A 12,342-nucleotide genomic window follows, 5' to 3' on the forward strand; every position below is an offset into this window, starting at 1 on the left:
ACAACACGGATTGAGGCCCGCGGTGGCACCAATGGCGCCACAACGGCCTCGACATGGCGCCACAACTGTGCCACGATGATGGCGCAAGCACGGCACAGCAGTGGCGCCACTCGGCGCGCCAGGCCTCGCCGGCCCCGCCCTTGGATTCCCGGAAGAGAAAGGCCCGCCCACCATGAACACCGCGACCACAGCGGCCATCAGCACGCGCTCCGCGGCGATCTCCGCGATCGGCCTTCGCAAGTCGTACGGCGACAAGGTGGTGCTCGACGGCATCGACCTGCGGATCCCCGAGGGCACGATCTTCGCCCTGCTCGGTCCCAACGGGGCGGGCAAGACCACCACCGTCGAGATCCTCTCCACGCTGATCACGGCCGACGCGGGCGAGGCACGGGTCGGGGGCCACGACGTGGCGGCCGACGCCGACTCCGTAAGGCGCCAGATCGGCGTCACGGGACAGTTCGCCGCCGTCGACGGGCTGCTCACCGCCGAGGAGAACCTGCTCCTCATGGCCGACCTGCACCACCTGAGCCGCAGCGAGGGCCGGCGCCGTACCGCCGAACTCCTGGAGCGGTTCGAACTGACCGAGGCGGCACGCAAGAACGTCGCCACCTTCTCCGGCGGCATGCGCCGCAAGCTCGACCTGGCGATGACGCTGGTCGGCGGGCCGCGGATCATCTTCCTCGACGAGCCGACCACCGGCCTCGACCCGCGCAGTCGCCGCGTCATGTGGGAGCTCATCCGGGACCTCGTCACGGATCAGGGCGTGACCATCTTCCTCACCACGCAGTACCTGGAGGAGGCCGACCACCTCGCCGACCGCATCGCGGTCCTCGACCACGGCAAGCTCGTGGCCGAGGGCACGGCGGAGGAGCTGAAGCGGCTGATCCCGGGCGGCCACGTCCGCGTCCAGTTCGCCGACGAGGCCCAGCTCGCCGCGGCGGCCGCGATCTTCGGAGTCGCCACGCGCGACGACGAGTCGCTCACCCTGCAGATCCCCAGCGACGGTTCGGTCGCCAATCTCCGAGCCGTACTCGACGCCCTCGACAACTCCGGGGTGCGGGCCGAGTCGCTGACCGTGCACACCCCGGACCTCGACGACGTGTTCCTCACCCTCACCGGCAGCCAGAACGCCGCCCCCACCGTCCCCGCCCCGTCCGCCACCGCCCAGAAGGAGTCGACCCGATGAGCACCGCCACCCTCACCCCGGCCAAGCCCGCCAAGGCCACCCGCTCGTACGCCCTGCGCGACTCCATGACGATGCTGCGCCGCAACATCAAGCACATGCAGCGCTACCCGTCGATGACGATCTCGATCCTCGTGATGCCGCTGCTGATGCTGCTGCTGTTCGTGTACGTCTTCGGCGGCGCCCTCGGCGCCGGCATCGGGGCGGGCGGCGACCGCGGCGACTACATCAACTACCTGGTGCCCGGCATCATCCTGATGTCCGCGACCTCGGGGGCGGTCGCGACGGCCGTGTCGGTCTGCACGGACATGACGGAAGGCATCGTCAACCGCTTCCGTACGATGTCGATCTCCCGCGGCTCCATCCTCACGGGCCACGTCCTGGGCAGCGTCCTCCAGGTCGCGGCGGTGCTCACCCTGATCACCGGCGTCTCCCTCGCGATCGGCTTCCGTCCCACGGCCTCGGTCGTCGAATGGCTGGCCGCGGCCGGCCTGCTCCTCTTCCTGGCCTTCGGCATGGCCTGGCTGTCCGCCGCGATGGGCATGGGCGCCAAGACGGTCGAGGCGGCGAGCAACGCCCCGCTGCCGCTGACCTTCCTGCCCTTCCTGGGCAGCGCGGTCGTCACGCCGGACTCGATGCCGACGGCCCTGCGCTGGTTCGCCGAGTACCAGCCCTTCACCCCGATCAACGAGACCCTGCGCGGCCTCCTGCTCGGCACCCCGATCGGCAACGACGGCTGGATCGCCCTGGCCTGGTGCACGGCCCTCGCGGTGCTCGGCTACTTCTGGTCCCGCGCGGTCTTCAACCGCGAGGTCACCCGCTGACCCGCCGAACGGCCACGACCGAAGGGGCCCTCCCGGCCGAACCCGGGGGCGGCCCCTCGGCCCGTGACCGTCACCGCACGGCAGAAACCCCACGACGCCCCAGCCCGAGACCCACGACCACGGCCCCCATCCACGCAACCACCGATCACCTCAGCGGATCACCACCACCGTCCGCTAGGCTGTCCCCGGTACCTCTCCTGGCAATCCCACAGGAGGGCCGGGGCCAGGCACGACACCCCGCCCCACCTGAAGCCAGACCCGGGGCACCACGCCTCGCCTTCGTAGCTCAGGGGATAGAGCACCGCTCTCCTAAAGCGGGTGTCGCAGGTTCGAATCCTGCCGGGGGCACAGAAAGAAGGGCCAGCACACGGGCGCATTTCCCCGGTGCTGGCCCTTCCGCATGATCACGGCCGTGCCACCTACGTGCCAGAAGTTGGCGGATCACTGCTCTCCCGAGCCTGCCGGATCATCTCCTCGAGCTTCCCCGCGATGTGTCGATCACGGTCACTCGTCATGTGCTGATAGATCAGCGCGGCCCGCGTCGTGCTGTGCCCCATCCGCGTCATCAGCTCCCGCGTGCTGGCCCCGGCACTAGACGCCAGGGTGTTCCCGGTGTGCCGGAGGTCGTGGAAGTGGACGCCATCGGAGACGCCGGCCTCGGCGCGGGCAGCGGTCCAGTCGTCCCGGAAGTTGCTCCGCCTCAGGAGACCTCCCCGCGGGCCCCTGAACACGTGGCCGTCCTGCCCGGCACCCGCGAAGTGCTCCAGGTGGTGAACAAGGTCCGGGACCGGCTCGGCGACATGCAGGCCATCGCCGACGCACTCACCACGGCGTAGCCGAGGACCAACGGGGGGAGCTTTACAGGTTTCTCTACCTCATCAAGCACCCGGCTGCGCTCCGCTCCGCCGGGCGGGCTTCCCGGCTCCGCTCCGCGCGACGCTCCTGCCTTCGGCCCGCTCCGCCCCCGCTGCGCCGCCGCCCGCCCCTGCAAGACGGGATAGGCCCAAGGGCATGAGTCCGAGCCCCAACCGCCCGCGGTTCCAACTGTCACCGACATGCCTCCGGCGGGGGCGCTCCGACTCCGGGATGGCGGGGGTACCGTACGCGGGTGCCGGCCGTGGAGGGCTGAGGCGGGGAACCCCCATCCCGTCTGCCATCGACCCAGGACAAGCCGAGCAGACGCGGCACCGGGCGTCCAGGTCGTTCGTACAGTGGCGCGCTCCACCTGGACGCCCGGCACCGCGCCCGCTCCACGTACGTGTGGGTCGACGGCAGACGGGATGGGAGTTGGGGGAGGTGGTGGGGTGAGCCTGTCTTCCGGATCAGCCCGTGGGGCGGCGGCGGGCGCGGAGCAGGTGGACGCCCTTCACGGCGTAGACGGCGGTCACGAGCGCGAAGCCGGCGAGGGAGAGCCAGAACCAGGATTCCGCCACCACGAGGCTCAGTAGCAGGCCGATGAGAAACAGCATGCTGCCGACGGTATCCAGCAGGTCGAGACGCGCCTTTGAGCGCACCGCGGGGTCGGGTCCGCGCAGCCGGCGGATAACGGGGACGAGAGCGAGGGCCTGCAAGACGGCCAGGCCGAGGGCGATCCAGACGAACCAGTCGGGTATGTCCACGGCGCGCACTGTATCGCCCGCCCGGGACCCTCGGGAGGGAGGTCCCAGCGGGCGTGGCCATGCAGGGGTTCGGGGAGCGGCGGGGCGCTTTTAAGCCCCACGTGGACCGTGCGGCTGAAGTCGCCACGTGCCCCGTGCGTGCCCGATCGGTCGGAGCTGGATGGGGAATCGCGGGAGTAGCAGCGACATCGCCACTTCTGCCCAGGTCAGCAAAGGTGCAGGTGAGCCCGGATCTGCATACGAGATCTTCCAAACTAGGGACGTGGAGGGTGGCTACCGGTACCAGTCGCCATCGCCCGCGAGGGAACGGTGCAGGTAGTCCTCTAGCTCGTTTGCAGCCCACAGCCGACTGTCATCCTCGTGGTCCCAGACGAAAATGTCGGGACGCTCCGGCGTCAGCACGAAGGCGAACTGGTCGCCCCCACCGTTGTCGCCGAAGAACAGCAGTGGGTCGAAGGGCATGTACAGGCCCGGGAACGTATCGGGGGCCCAGAACAGCAGGTTCTGCTCCACAATCCGATCCAGGGACCAGACGACGTCTTTCCCGTACCCGCCGACGATCCCGTCTGTCTCCATCAACAGAGCGGTCAGTTGCGCCGGCAAGCCTCGGCCAAGGCGCCGCTCCGCCTCGGCTAGAGCCGTCGCGTCAACGGGTGCCCTGAACTCGACGCCGGGCAAGGCTTCGGCGGCGGCTTCCTTCCACATAGACGCAGCTTAAGTCGGAAGTCTGACTGCCCCGACAACGGGCCCTGTACAGCAGCGTCGTACCAACCCCAACAACCTCCGCCGTCCGGTAGCGCCCCTCCCGGGTCCGGTAGCGGCCGGAATGGACGTTGCTGACCCTTCTTACTAGAGCTACGGATCAGAAGTTCACTGAGGCGGACGCGATTCGGTGTGCCCGAGGCGTGTCCGCCCGACGAGGAAGGTTGTCGCGACCGACTACCGTCCTTGCTTCCAGTCCGCGTCGAGGATGGCGGCATGTACGGCGGCCACGATCATCGTGATCGCGAGGACACCACCCACCCAGTTCTTCGGGTTCCCAACGAGCGAACCCAGAACGGCAGTGCCGTAGATGATCACCGCGTACACCGCCGAAGAACCGGACCGTGAAGACCCGGGCTCTGTGGGCGAGGAAGGCCGCGTGAACGAGCCCGACCCGCGCACCGCGACGCCTACGCAGCTCCCGCCGCTCTCGAGGAGCGAGCGGGTACTCCTCAGCGCGGTTGCCCCCGCCGGCGCCGGAGTCGGCGGCCTCGGCCTGGCCTCCTCGTTCAACTCCGTCTCGGAGGCGGCGGAACGCTGGGGCTTCACACAGCCCTGGATGCTCCCGATCGGCATCGACTTCGCGATCCCCGTCTTCACCGCGGCGAACCTCCTGCTCATCCGGTTCGGTATGCCGCTGGCCTGGGTCCGCGTGGTGCCGTGGGCTCTGACGGTGGTCACCTGCTGGCTGAACATCGCGGCCGGCTCGTCGACTTCGGCCCGGATCGCACACGGGACGATGCCGCTTCTCTGGGTCGTCCTCAGCGAGATCGTCGCCCACGCGTACGCCGTGCGGATCGGCGCGGCCACCGGCCGCCGGATGGAGCGCATCCGACGCTCCCGCTGGCTCTTCGCGCCCCGCGCGACGCTCGCCCTCTGGCGCCGCATGGTGCTCTGGGAGCTGACCGACTACCGCGAGGCCCTGCACGAGGAGAAGAGGCGCCTGCTGGCCCGCGCCGAGCTGCGCGAGCAGTACGGCCGCCGGTGGCGCTCGAAGGCGCCGCGCCGCGACCTCGTGCTTCTCCGGATGGGCGAACTCGACCCCGATGCGGCCCAGGACGAGAACGAGGACGAGGAGACCGAGCCTCCGAAGCCCCGGCGCCGCGCCGCACGCGACAAGAACAGTCCCCGCATGAGCTGGGACGAAGCGCTCTCCAAGGCCCGTTCCCTGACGGCCGACTGGTCGTACGAGCACCTGGACGCCGAGCGGATCCGCAAGGCCGTCGGGTGCAGCCAGGACCGGTCCCGTCAGCTTCGGGACGTCCTCAGGACCGAGCGCGAGGAACAGGTGCTGCCCGACCCCGCCGGCGTCTGACGACCGCCCCGACTCTTTCGCCGGGCCCCGACCGCTGCTTTGGCGGGTAGGGCCGGGGTCCGGCTGCCTCCCATAGGACAGGAAGGAACGTCAGTGAAACACGAGAGCGGTGACGCTCACGAGCGTGAGCTCTTCGCGCGCTTGGAGAAGGAGATCGCTGCCGACTCCCCGGAGTCGGCAGCAGCCCCGGAGGGCGGAGAGTCGGGTACCGGACGTTCCGCTGAGTCGGCTCCGGCCGGACCGGACGAGTCGGCCGACCCGACCGCCGTGATCATGGTGGACCGCCCCGGCGGACGGTCGGGCCCCGGCCTCATGGATCGCGTCCTCGGTTCGAAGCGGCGCCCCGTCATCCCCCCGTGGGCACGATCCTGGGATGAATTCAAGACCGCGGGGAAGGGTGTCGCGGCGTACGCCTGGCACGTCGCGGCGTATCACGCCGTACGAACGCCCTGGTACGCGCTCCGGCTCACCGTGCAGGCGCCGTTCGGAGCCGCCCGGTTTCTCGGCAACTCGATGCGGTGGGTGTCGGACGCCGAGGGGGATCCACTACGGCTGGACGCCGCCAGGCGCGAGGACGTCGGCGACTACCTCAAGCTGTCCCGGCAGCGGGACCGCCGGGTCCGGTGGCGGACTCTCGTTTCGATCGTCGCGGCTGTCGTCGGCCCGATTGTCGCCGTGGCCCTGTACGTCCTCGCACCGACCTGGCTGACGGTGCTCGCCACGACGGTCGGCGTGATGGTGCTCGGTCGGCTCGGACAGTCGGCCGACGCTCCGGTCATCAACAGGGCCGTGGAAATCCCGAAGGCGACGAAGCTCACGAGCGACATCGTCCTCCGGGCCCTGGGCTCCCTCGGCATTCCGGCGATCAACCAGGACCAGGCGAAGGGCGGTCCCGGCTTCACCTTCACCGCCCCGATCACGCGGGACGGTCCCGGGTGGCTCGCCGAGGGAGATCTCCCGTACGGCGTCACCGTGACCGACGTCGCCGACCGACGCGAGCGCCTGGCCTCCGGTCTGCGCCGCCCACTCGGCTGCGTCTGGCCGGAGGCTACGGCAGACGAGCACACCGGGCGCCTCCGGCTGTGGGTCGGTGACCAGGACCTGTCGAAGACCCGGCAGGCGCCCTGGCCGCTCGCCAAGTCGGGGACGGTGGACCTCTTCCGGCCGATCGACTGGGGGACGGACCAGCGGGGCCGGTGGGTCGGCATCACGCTCATGTTCATCGCCGGCGTGATCGGTGCGATCCCCCGGATGGGCAAGACCTTTCTCCTCCGTCTTCTGCTCCTCATCGCAGCGCTCGATGTGCGGGCGGAGCTGCACACGTACGACCTCAAGGGCACCGGTGACTTGGACGCAGTCGGCGACCGGGTCGGTTACCGGCACCGGGCCGGCGAGGAGGACGCGGACATCGAGTACGCCATCGCCGATCTTCGGCAGGTCCGTGAGGAGATGCGGCGGCGAAGCCGTCCTGGAAGGCATCCGGGTCCCTCGCGTCGGGCCTGGCCGGCCCCGTGCCCGCCCTCTGCGAGTGCGGGGTGACAAGGCATATTCATCCAAGGCCAACAGGGCCTATCTGCGCAGGCGCGGCATCCGATGCACGATCCCGGAACCAGCCGACCAGGCCGCCAACCGCAAGCGACGCGGGAAGGCCGGCGGGCGGCCTCCGGCCTTCGACCGCGAGGACTACAAGGCCCGGCACGCGGTCGAGTGCGGGATCAACCGACTCAAGCGCAACCGGGCGGTCGCCACCAGGTTCGACAAACTCGCCGTCCGTTTCGAGGCCACCGTCCTGATCGCCGCGATCGGCGAGTGGATGTGAGAGCCGGAGTGTCAGCCCCGCATGCCATGCTGACCGCGACCAGACTGAGCGGGGCGAGGGAGAAACAACCGATGGGGGCTCGGTACTACGGCGCCGACAGCGAGGACGGCGACCGCATCGACGACCCGTCCGAGGACGCGCTGTTCATGATGATCAGCGACCTCAACGACTCCGACAACACCTTCGTCGTCATCCAGCCGGACGAAGATGACCCCGTCTGGTATGCCTCGGTGGCCGTCCTAGAAGAAGGCGGCTACGAGATCGTCCTGCGTGACGCCAGCCGCAGCGAGCACGAGGTCACCACAGCGACCAGCATCGGCGATATCGCCCGCGAGCTCAAGATCTGGCTGGCCTGCCGCCACTACCCCGGACGGCCACCGCGGAAGATCTACGACTTCTAAAACACGGCCTAGGCGCCCTGGACGCCCCGCCTGATGTACCGGCGCTCGAAGAAGCGGCCGGCGAGCAGGGGCGGCAGTGACAGTGCTGCCGTGGCGGCCAGCGGCGTCAGGTCCACCGCCAACGACCCCACCACCGTGATGAGCTGGGCCGCCGCCGCCACCAACAGCTCACGGTCCGCTGTCGCCGTCCCCTTCAGCGCGCGCGTCACGCCGCGCAGGCACCACCCACCGAGCGCCACCGCCACGACACCGACCGCTAGGGACACCAGAACTGGCAGCCTTGAGCCGCTCGCGGTTCCGTCCGGGCCAATCCCTCCGGAGAAGACCGGGAAGAACCACACAAGGTACACGGCGGTGAGGAATGTCTGCCCCGCGAGCGCGAGAAGTGCGGTCACCAGCGTGACTCGACGCGCAGAGTGCATCGTCCGGCCTCCGTATCAGGGCTTCAGGTAGTGAAGGTCGCCGTCGTTGACGGACAGGAGACACCAGAACCTCGCAGCAGCGTACGCCTGGTCGAAGGTCAGCCCCGGGTCCCGCATCTGCAGTTTCGCCTCTTCCCCGAAGAAGCGTCCCTTCGCGTTGTTGTGGTAGTCCATGCGGTGGTGCCGCTGCGCTTCGGCTTCGGTCATGGCGGGCGGCTTCGGCCCCAGCTCGTGACGGTCCGCGAAACCTTTTGCCGTCTTCGTACCCATCTGCATGGTCATGTGCACGTTCCAGATGCAGTGGCGGTAGGCGTCCTTCCTGCCGCCGTTGCCCGCGCTCCCGGGCCACGCCCCGCTGGACATACCCTCGGCGTTGGACCAGGCTTCGGCCAGGTTCGCGGACTTCCTCGCGTTGTCGCAGATGCTCCACCTGCTCGGCCACTTGCAGAAATCGTACTCCGCGTCGTTCATGCCGCCTGTGTATCCCTGGGTCGCCAACGCGGCGGACTGACCCTCCAGAGCCCAGTCCGGAGTGATGGCCAGCTGGTTCACTTCTTCCCGGCTTTTGGGAGTGGCACCCGGCGGCACGACCTCACCCGTCAGGAACGTCTCCGTGGCCGCGGTCTTCGCCTGTGCCGCCACGGTGTCGGTCAGGGCGGTGGTGCCGCCGAAGAGCGTCACGTTGCGCGCGGTGGCGCTGTGGTCGGTGGCGAACCACTCGGGAGCCTGCTCAAGGGCGGCCGGCGGGTTGAGCAGCATCGGCATCCCGACGGTAGCGGCATAGGCACCTCCGCCGAGGCCGTCGGTGAAGCTGCTCACCGTGGTGAGGCCAACGCGTCCCGGGTTCGGCGTGAACCGCTCCGAGACCATGGCGTTGGTCTCATAGGCATCCGTGCCGACGATGGCTCCGTCGGTACTGGGGTAGGCGTTCCTCGCCGGACCCCCGACGGTGTTCTTCGTGACATCAGCCGGCAGACCGTTGAGCCAGGTTGTCACGCCGGTCGCCAGCGAGCCCCCGTTGGACAGGACGATGGCACCGTCGGCGGCGGCGACCGCCGCCGCCGCGCTGATCGGGTCCTTCCAGTCGTTCGACGAGGCGATGACGACGTGTCGGGGGGTGACGATGCCGTCGCGTGCGATCCTGAGTGCGGTGTCGTAGTGGTCCGTTCCTGCGAAACGGCGGGTCGCGTACCCGAGGCCCTTGATGGCGGTCTCGACCTCGGCGCTCACCGCCCCGGTCCCGCCGGCGATGTACACCGTCTTCCCGGCGGGGAGGACTCGCGTGATCTCGTCGGCTGTCAGTGAGTCGAGTGCCGTGGCACTCGTCATCAGCAGCGGCCCCTTCTTGTGCTTGGCCAGCGGGATCGCCGGCACTCCGTCGTAGTAGCTGTCCTTCCTCACCACGACGACCGCATCGGCGGCGTTCCCGGTCGCAGCGGCGACGGATTTCCAGTGCTGCTGCGAGATCTTGACTGCGGTGTCCACCGCGTTGACACCGCCCACTCTGCTGACGGTGACCGGCTCGGCGGTGACCGCGCTGACGGAGTTCCGCGCGGTCGCGGCGGAGTGTGGGCCTTCGGCGGCCCACACCATCTGAGGTGGCAGGATGAGCAGCCCCACAATGAGTGAGGTGCCCAGGATCGCCGCTGACTTTCGCATGTGTGTCCCTCCCCGGGATCGGTGATGAAGATCCCGGGTGGAACTCTCGCGGAGAGTCGCCTGCTCACCAACGACGTTTGGATGAACAGTCGATGTCCGGGGCGATGAGCCGCGGCACAGCGAGCGGCCTGACAGGACGATCTACGGGTGGCCTACTGAAGACGCGCTGTTCATCTGATCACCGACCTGAACGACTCCGACAACACACGCCACTGCCCCTCGTTCGGTGTCACGCCTACCTCAGCGGTCAGGCGGCCGTGACGCTGCACCGCCTCCCGGAGGGAACATCACCACGAGCCTTCAACCTGACCCGCAGGTCTGCTCAAGGCCGTTGGATACCTCGGACCGCGTCCAACACGTCGAGGCCGCGGTGGGCTCGCCGTCCGTAGAGAATGGCCACTACAGCGGCGCCAGCGCCGCCAATCAAGTACGTCTCAGCCACACCAGGCAGATCGAGCAGGGCGACACCCACCCCAATGCCGGCGACCACCACCGCCGTGACGGCCAGTCGCAAGGGTTCCCGGTCTGCGATCGGCGTAAGGCCGGCAAGTTGTTCCTCGTCCAGGAGCGCTCCGAGCCTCCCCGCCGCGTATCGATCCGCAATCCTGACTAGCATCCGAGCCAGATCCTTTACCGCCTGGTCCGGGTCGTGGTCGATTCGCGACTCTGCTGCGAAGAGCGCAGCGACAACGAGTCCGGCGTGCTCCTTCAGTAACCGGTGCCGGTCGGACCCGTTGGGGACCGACCCCCACGCGCGGCGGGCCACGGTAACTTCGTGTGCCACCGTGCCCACTTCGACCCCCACACGATGCAGGGCGTACAACTTCTTCTCGCCGCTGGCGCCGTAAGCATCGGCGCAAGCCAGAACTGCTGCCCGAACACGAGCGACTAGAACGTAACGTCTAACGTGCTCAGCGGGCGCGTACAGCAGCCTCGATGACCCCCACATCACACGCCAGAGTGCCACACTCGGTAGCACCAGGATCAGTGTGAAGAGCAGTGCGAACACGATGACTTGAAGCGCCATGGCAAGCGCTGTGAGCCCGAAGGAAACCGGGTCCATCTCAAGTAGATCGGTCCAGACCTTCTTGAATCCCTGCGTCGGTATCTCTTGTCGATGCAAGTATCCGTTCACAGAGGTGCGAGCGACGACCAGCGGCCAAGTCAAACCGATGACAAGCATCAGAGCCTTGGCAGTGACTCCCGTGAAATCTGCCCCGTACCACCGCCGAAGGGCAACACGAATCCGCGGCGGAACGCGCTCGCTCAAGCCCAACCTGGCCATGCTGGCGGCAAGCTCCTGGATGCCCTTGTCGGCCTTACTCCGGCGCTGGGCTCGGTGGGCCTCAGCTCCCCAGCGGCGCCTCATCCATCCCCCCATGAACCCGGATCATGGCAGTGGGCGGAGGGTTTCCCCATCGATTCGGTCGAAGTCGGCCCGCATTCGGCTGACCACAGGTTGACCACACGCACTGATCCACAGTGGGACTGGGTGGGACACGGTGGGACAGCTGGACACGTCGAAGGGGCTGCCGACCTACTCGGCAGCCCCTCTCACGTGCAGCTTTGTCAGCTGCGGAAAGTCTCTGGCGATGGCCCGGATCCGCCCGCGAAGCTGATCGCGGATTTCAAGACCGCTCAGTCCCCGACGAACCAAAGGTACCGGTGTGTTCCATTTTGAACGACCTGGCACAACTCCCGAGCCTGGTCCACCCACTCACCGCCGTAGGCTTCGGGAAGTCGGTCAAGCTCAGCCAGCAGCAACGGCACCTGCCGCTCATTGAAAATGGCATCCCCGTAGGGACTCAGGGCCCACAACATCGGGAAGTTCACCGGGTCCAGCGCAGGAAAGAGGTCTGTCCACTCCAGTCCGACCTGGGCACGAGCTATGGGTTTTCCCAGGTCTCCACGCACGTTCATGTTGATCACGAGTCGACCGTACTGGCAGTTCGGCACGTCTGCATCGAGGTTCCCGCGTAAGAGGACCAACCGCGGTGAGTGTCTATCTGCGTGACAACGCAGACGAACACCGGCGGACGAGTTCGGACGTCGGCGGACCATCAGCGCGCAGGTGAGAGGCACAGCAACCTCAAGGGAGCGCCCTCACCCGAGTTGCTTCGGGACGAAGGAGTCCCTTGCCACATTCGTGCCAGATAGTGCGGGGACTCACGGGGAATGAGGGGCGTCTAGGGAGTCTGCTCGGTGGATCGGCCAGCACTGCAACCGTGCAGATCAGGCCCCGGTACGCCCTCCCGCTCACCTAAAGCGGGTGTCGCAGGTTCGAATCCTGCCGGGGGCACAAGGGAAAAGGGCACCTGAACAGCGGCTCTCACGGAAG

The 12,342-nt window shown here is 68.2% G+C and carries 12 protein-coding genes, 2 tRNA genes and 2 pseudogenes; 8 read left to right on the forward strand and 8 right to left on the reverse strand.

Annotated elements, in window-relative coordinates; genetic code table 11:
• Nucleotides 1–172 precede the first annotated feature (172 nt).
• The 3 genes from M5362_RS24450 (at nucleotide 173) to M5362_RS24460 (ending at nucleotide 2,355) form a co-directional block, all read left to right on the forward strand.
• Nucleotides 173–1,186 (forward strand): ATP-binding cassette domain-containing protein, encoded by a 1,014-nt coding sequence (locus tag M5362_RS24450; protein ID WP_260229877.1) that lies wholly within the window; start codon nucleotides 173–175, stop codon nucleotides 1,184–1,186.
• Nucleotides 1,183–2,007 (forward strand): ABC transporter permease, encoded by an 825-nt coding sequence (locus M5362_RS24455; RefSeq protein WP_260229878.1) that lies wholly within the window; start codon nucleotides 1,183–1,185, stop codon nucleotides 2,005–2,007. Before M5362_RS24450 ends, M5362_RS24455 begins: the two co-directional genes overlap by 4 nt.
• 275 nt (nucleotides 2,008–2,282) lie before the next feature.
• A tRNA-Arg gene (locus M5362_RS24460) sits at nucleotides 2,283–2,355 on the forward strand.
• Between the two features lie 71 nt (nucleotides 2,356–2,426).
• Here M5362_RS24460 and M5362_RS24465 read toward each other — a convergent pair.
• The 4 genes from M5362_RS24465 to M5362_RS24480 all read right to left on the reverse strand — a co-directional run bounded on the left by M5362_RS24465 (nucleotide 2,427) and on the right by M5362_RS24480 (nucleotide 4,706).
• Entirely contained in the window at nucleotides 2,427–2,738 is a 312-nt protein-coding gene (locus M5362_RS24465; protein ID WP_308354906.1) for a tyrosine-type recombinase/integrase, read from the reverse strand.
• A gap of 591 nt (nucleotides 2,739–3,329) precedes the next feature.
• On the reverse strand, nucleotides 3,330–3,626 hold the full coding sequence (locus M5362_RS24470; RefSeq protein WP_260229879.1) for a hypothetical protein: 297 nt from the start codon (nucleotides 3,624–3,626) through the stop codon (nucleotides 3,330–3,332).
• Nucleotides 3,627–3,899: 273 nt separating this feature from the next.
• Nucleotides 3,900–4,331: an SMI1/KNR4 family protein gene (locus M5362_RS24475; protein ID WP_260229880.1), complete on the reverse strand. Its 432-nt coding sequence runs from the start codon at nucleotides 4,329–4,331 to the stop codon at nucleotides 3,900–3,902.
• 234 nt (nucleotides 4,332–4,565) lie between these two features.
• On the reverse strand, nucleotides 4,566–4,706 hold the full coding sequence (locus M5362_RS24480) for a hypothetical protein (protein WP_260229881.1): 141 nt from the start codon (nucleotides 4,704–4,706) through the stop codon (nucleotides 4,566–4,568).
• Nucleotides 4,707–4,767: 61 nt separating this feature from the next.
• Here M5362_RS24480 and M5362_RS24485 point away from each other — a divergent pair, with 61 nt between their 5' ends.
• The 4 genes and pseudogenes from M5362_RS24485 to M5362_RS24500 all read left to right on the forward strand — a co-directional run bounded on the left by M5362_RS24485 (nucleotide 4,768) and on the right by M5362_RS24500 (nucleotide 7,923).
• Complete coding sequence (locus M5362_RS24485) at nucleotides 4,768–5,703, forward strand: DUF2637 domain-containing protein (protein WP_260229882.1); 936 nt, start codon at nucleotides 4,768–4,770, stop codon at nucleotides 5,701–5,703.
• Nucleotides 5,704–5,796: 93 nt separating this feature from the next.
• A pseudogene (locus tag M5362_RS24490) lies at nucleotides 5,797–7,170 on the forward strand (cell division protein FtsK); the annotation flags it as partial.
• Nucleotides 7,163–7,522: pseudogene (locus M5362_RS24495) on the forward strand (transposase); the annotation flags it as partial. The pseudogenes M5362_RS24490 and M5362_RS24495, both read left to right, overlap by 8 nt.
• A gap of 26 nt (nucleotides 7,523–7,548) precedes the next feature.
• Entirely contained in the window at nucleotides 7,549–7,923 is a 375-nt protein-coding gene (locus tag M5362_RS24500; protein WP_260229883.1) for a hypothetical protein, read from the forward strand.
• Nucleotides 7,924–7,931: 8 nt separating this feature from the next.
• Here the strand turns inward: M5362_RS24500 and M5362_RS24505 are convergent, their stop codons facing one another.
• From M5362_RS24505 to M5362_RS24520, 4 genes are all read right to left on the reverse strand, one after another.
• Nucleotides 7,932–8,318, reverse strand: coding sequence for a hypothetical protein (locus M5362_RS24505; RefSeq protein WP_260229884.1), 387 nt, complete (start codon nucleotides 8,316–8,318; stop codon nucleotides 7,932–7,934).
• Nucleotides 8,319–8,360: 42 nt separating this feature from the next.
• Nucleotides 8,361–10,004 carry a cell wall-binding repeat-containing protein gene (locus M5362_RS24510; RefSeq protein WP_260229885.1) on the reverse strand — a complete coding sequence of 548 codons (1,644 nt, stop codon included), beginning with the start codon at nucleotides 10,002–10,004 and terminating at the stop codon, nucleotides 8,361–8,363.
• A gap of 322 nt (nucleotides 10,005–10,326) precedes the next feature.
• The gene (locus tag M5362_RS24515; protein ID WP_260229886.1) at nucleotides 10,327–11,289 is read right to left on the reverse strand and encodes a hypothetical protein; all 963 of its coding nucleotides are present in this window, start codon (nucleotides 11,287–11,289) and stop codon (nucleotides 10,327–10,329) included.
• Nucleotides 11,290–11,642: 353 nt separating this feature from the next.
• On the reverse strand, nucleotides 11,643–11,924 hold the full coding sequence (locus tag M5362_RS24520) for a hypothetical protein (RefSeq protein WP_260230023.1): 282 nt from the start codon (nucleotides 11,922–11,924) through the stop codon (nucleotides 11,643–11,645).
• Nucleotides 11,925–12,240: 316 nt separating this feature from the next.
• Here M5362_RS24520 and M5362_RS24525 point away from each other — a divergent pair.
• A tRNA-Ser gene (locus M5362_RS24525) sits at nucleotides 12,241–12,303 on the forward strand.
• Nucleotides 12,304–12,342 lie beyond the last annotated feature (39 nt).

Source organism: Streptomyces sp. Je 1-79 (genome assembly GCF_025195125.1).
Lineage (GTDB): Bacteria > Actinomycetota > Actinomycetes > Streptomycetales > Streptomycetaceae > Streptomyces.

What these genes read in the sequence shown, in the direction of transcription:
- M5362_RS24450 (WP_260229877.1), top strand. Translation starts at nt 173, where the DNA reads ATGAACACCGCGACCACAGCGGCCATCAGCACGCGCTCCGCGGCGATC.
- M5362_RS24500 (WP_260229883.1), top strand. Translation starts at nt 7,549, where the DNA reads ATGCTGACCGCGACCAGACTGAGCGGGGCGAGGGAGAAACAACCGATG.
- M5362_RS24510 (WP_260229885.1), bottom strand. Translation starts at nt 10,004, where the DNA reads ATGCGAAAGTCAGCGGCGATCCTGGGCACCTCACTCATTGTGGGGCTG.
- M5362_RS24475 (WP_260229880.1), bottom strand. Translation starts at nt 4,331, where the DNA reads ATGTGGAAGGAAGCCGCCGCCGAAGCCTTGCCCGGCGTCGAGTTCAGG.
- M5362_RS24515 (WP_260229886.1), bottom strand. Translation starts at nt 11,289, where the DNA reads ATGGCCAGGTTGGGCTTGAGCGAGCGCGTTCCGCCGCGGATTCGTGTT.
- M5362_RS24520 (WP_260230023.1), bottom strand. Translation starts at nt 11,924, where the DNA reads ATGAACGTGCGTGGAGACCTGGGAAAACCCATAGCTCGTGCCCAGGTC.
- M5362_RS24455 (WP_260229878.1), top strand. Translation starts at nt 1,183, where the DNA reads ATGAGCACCGCCACCCTCACCCCGGCCAAGCCCGCCAAGGCCACCCGC.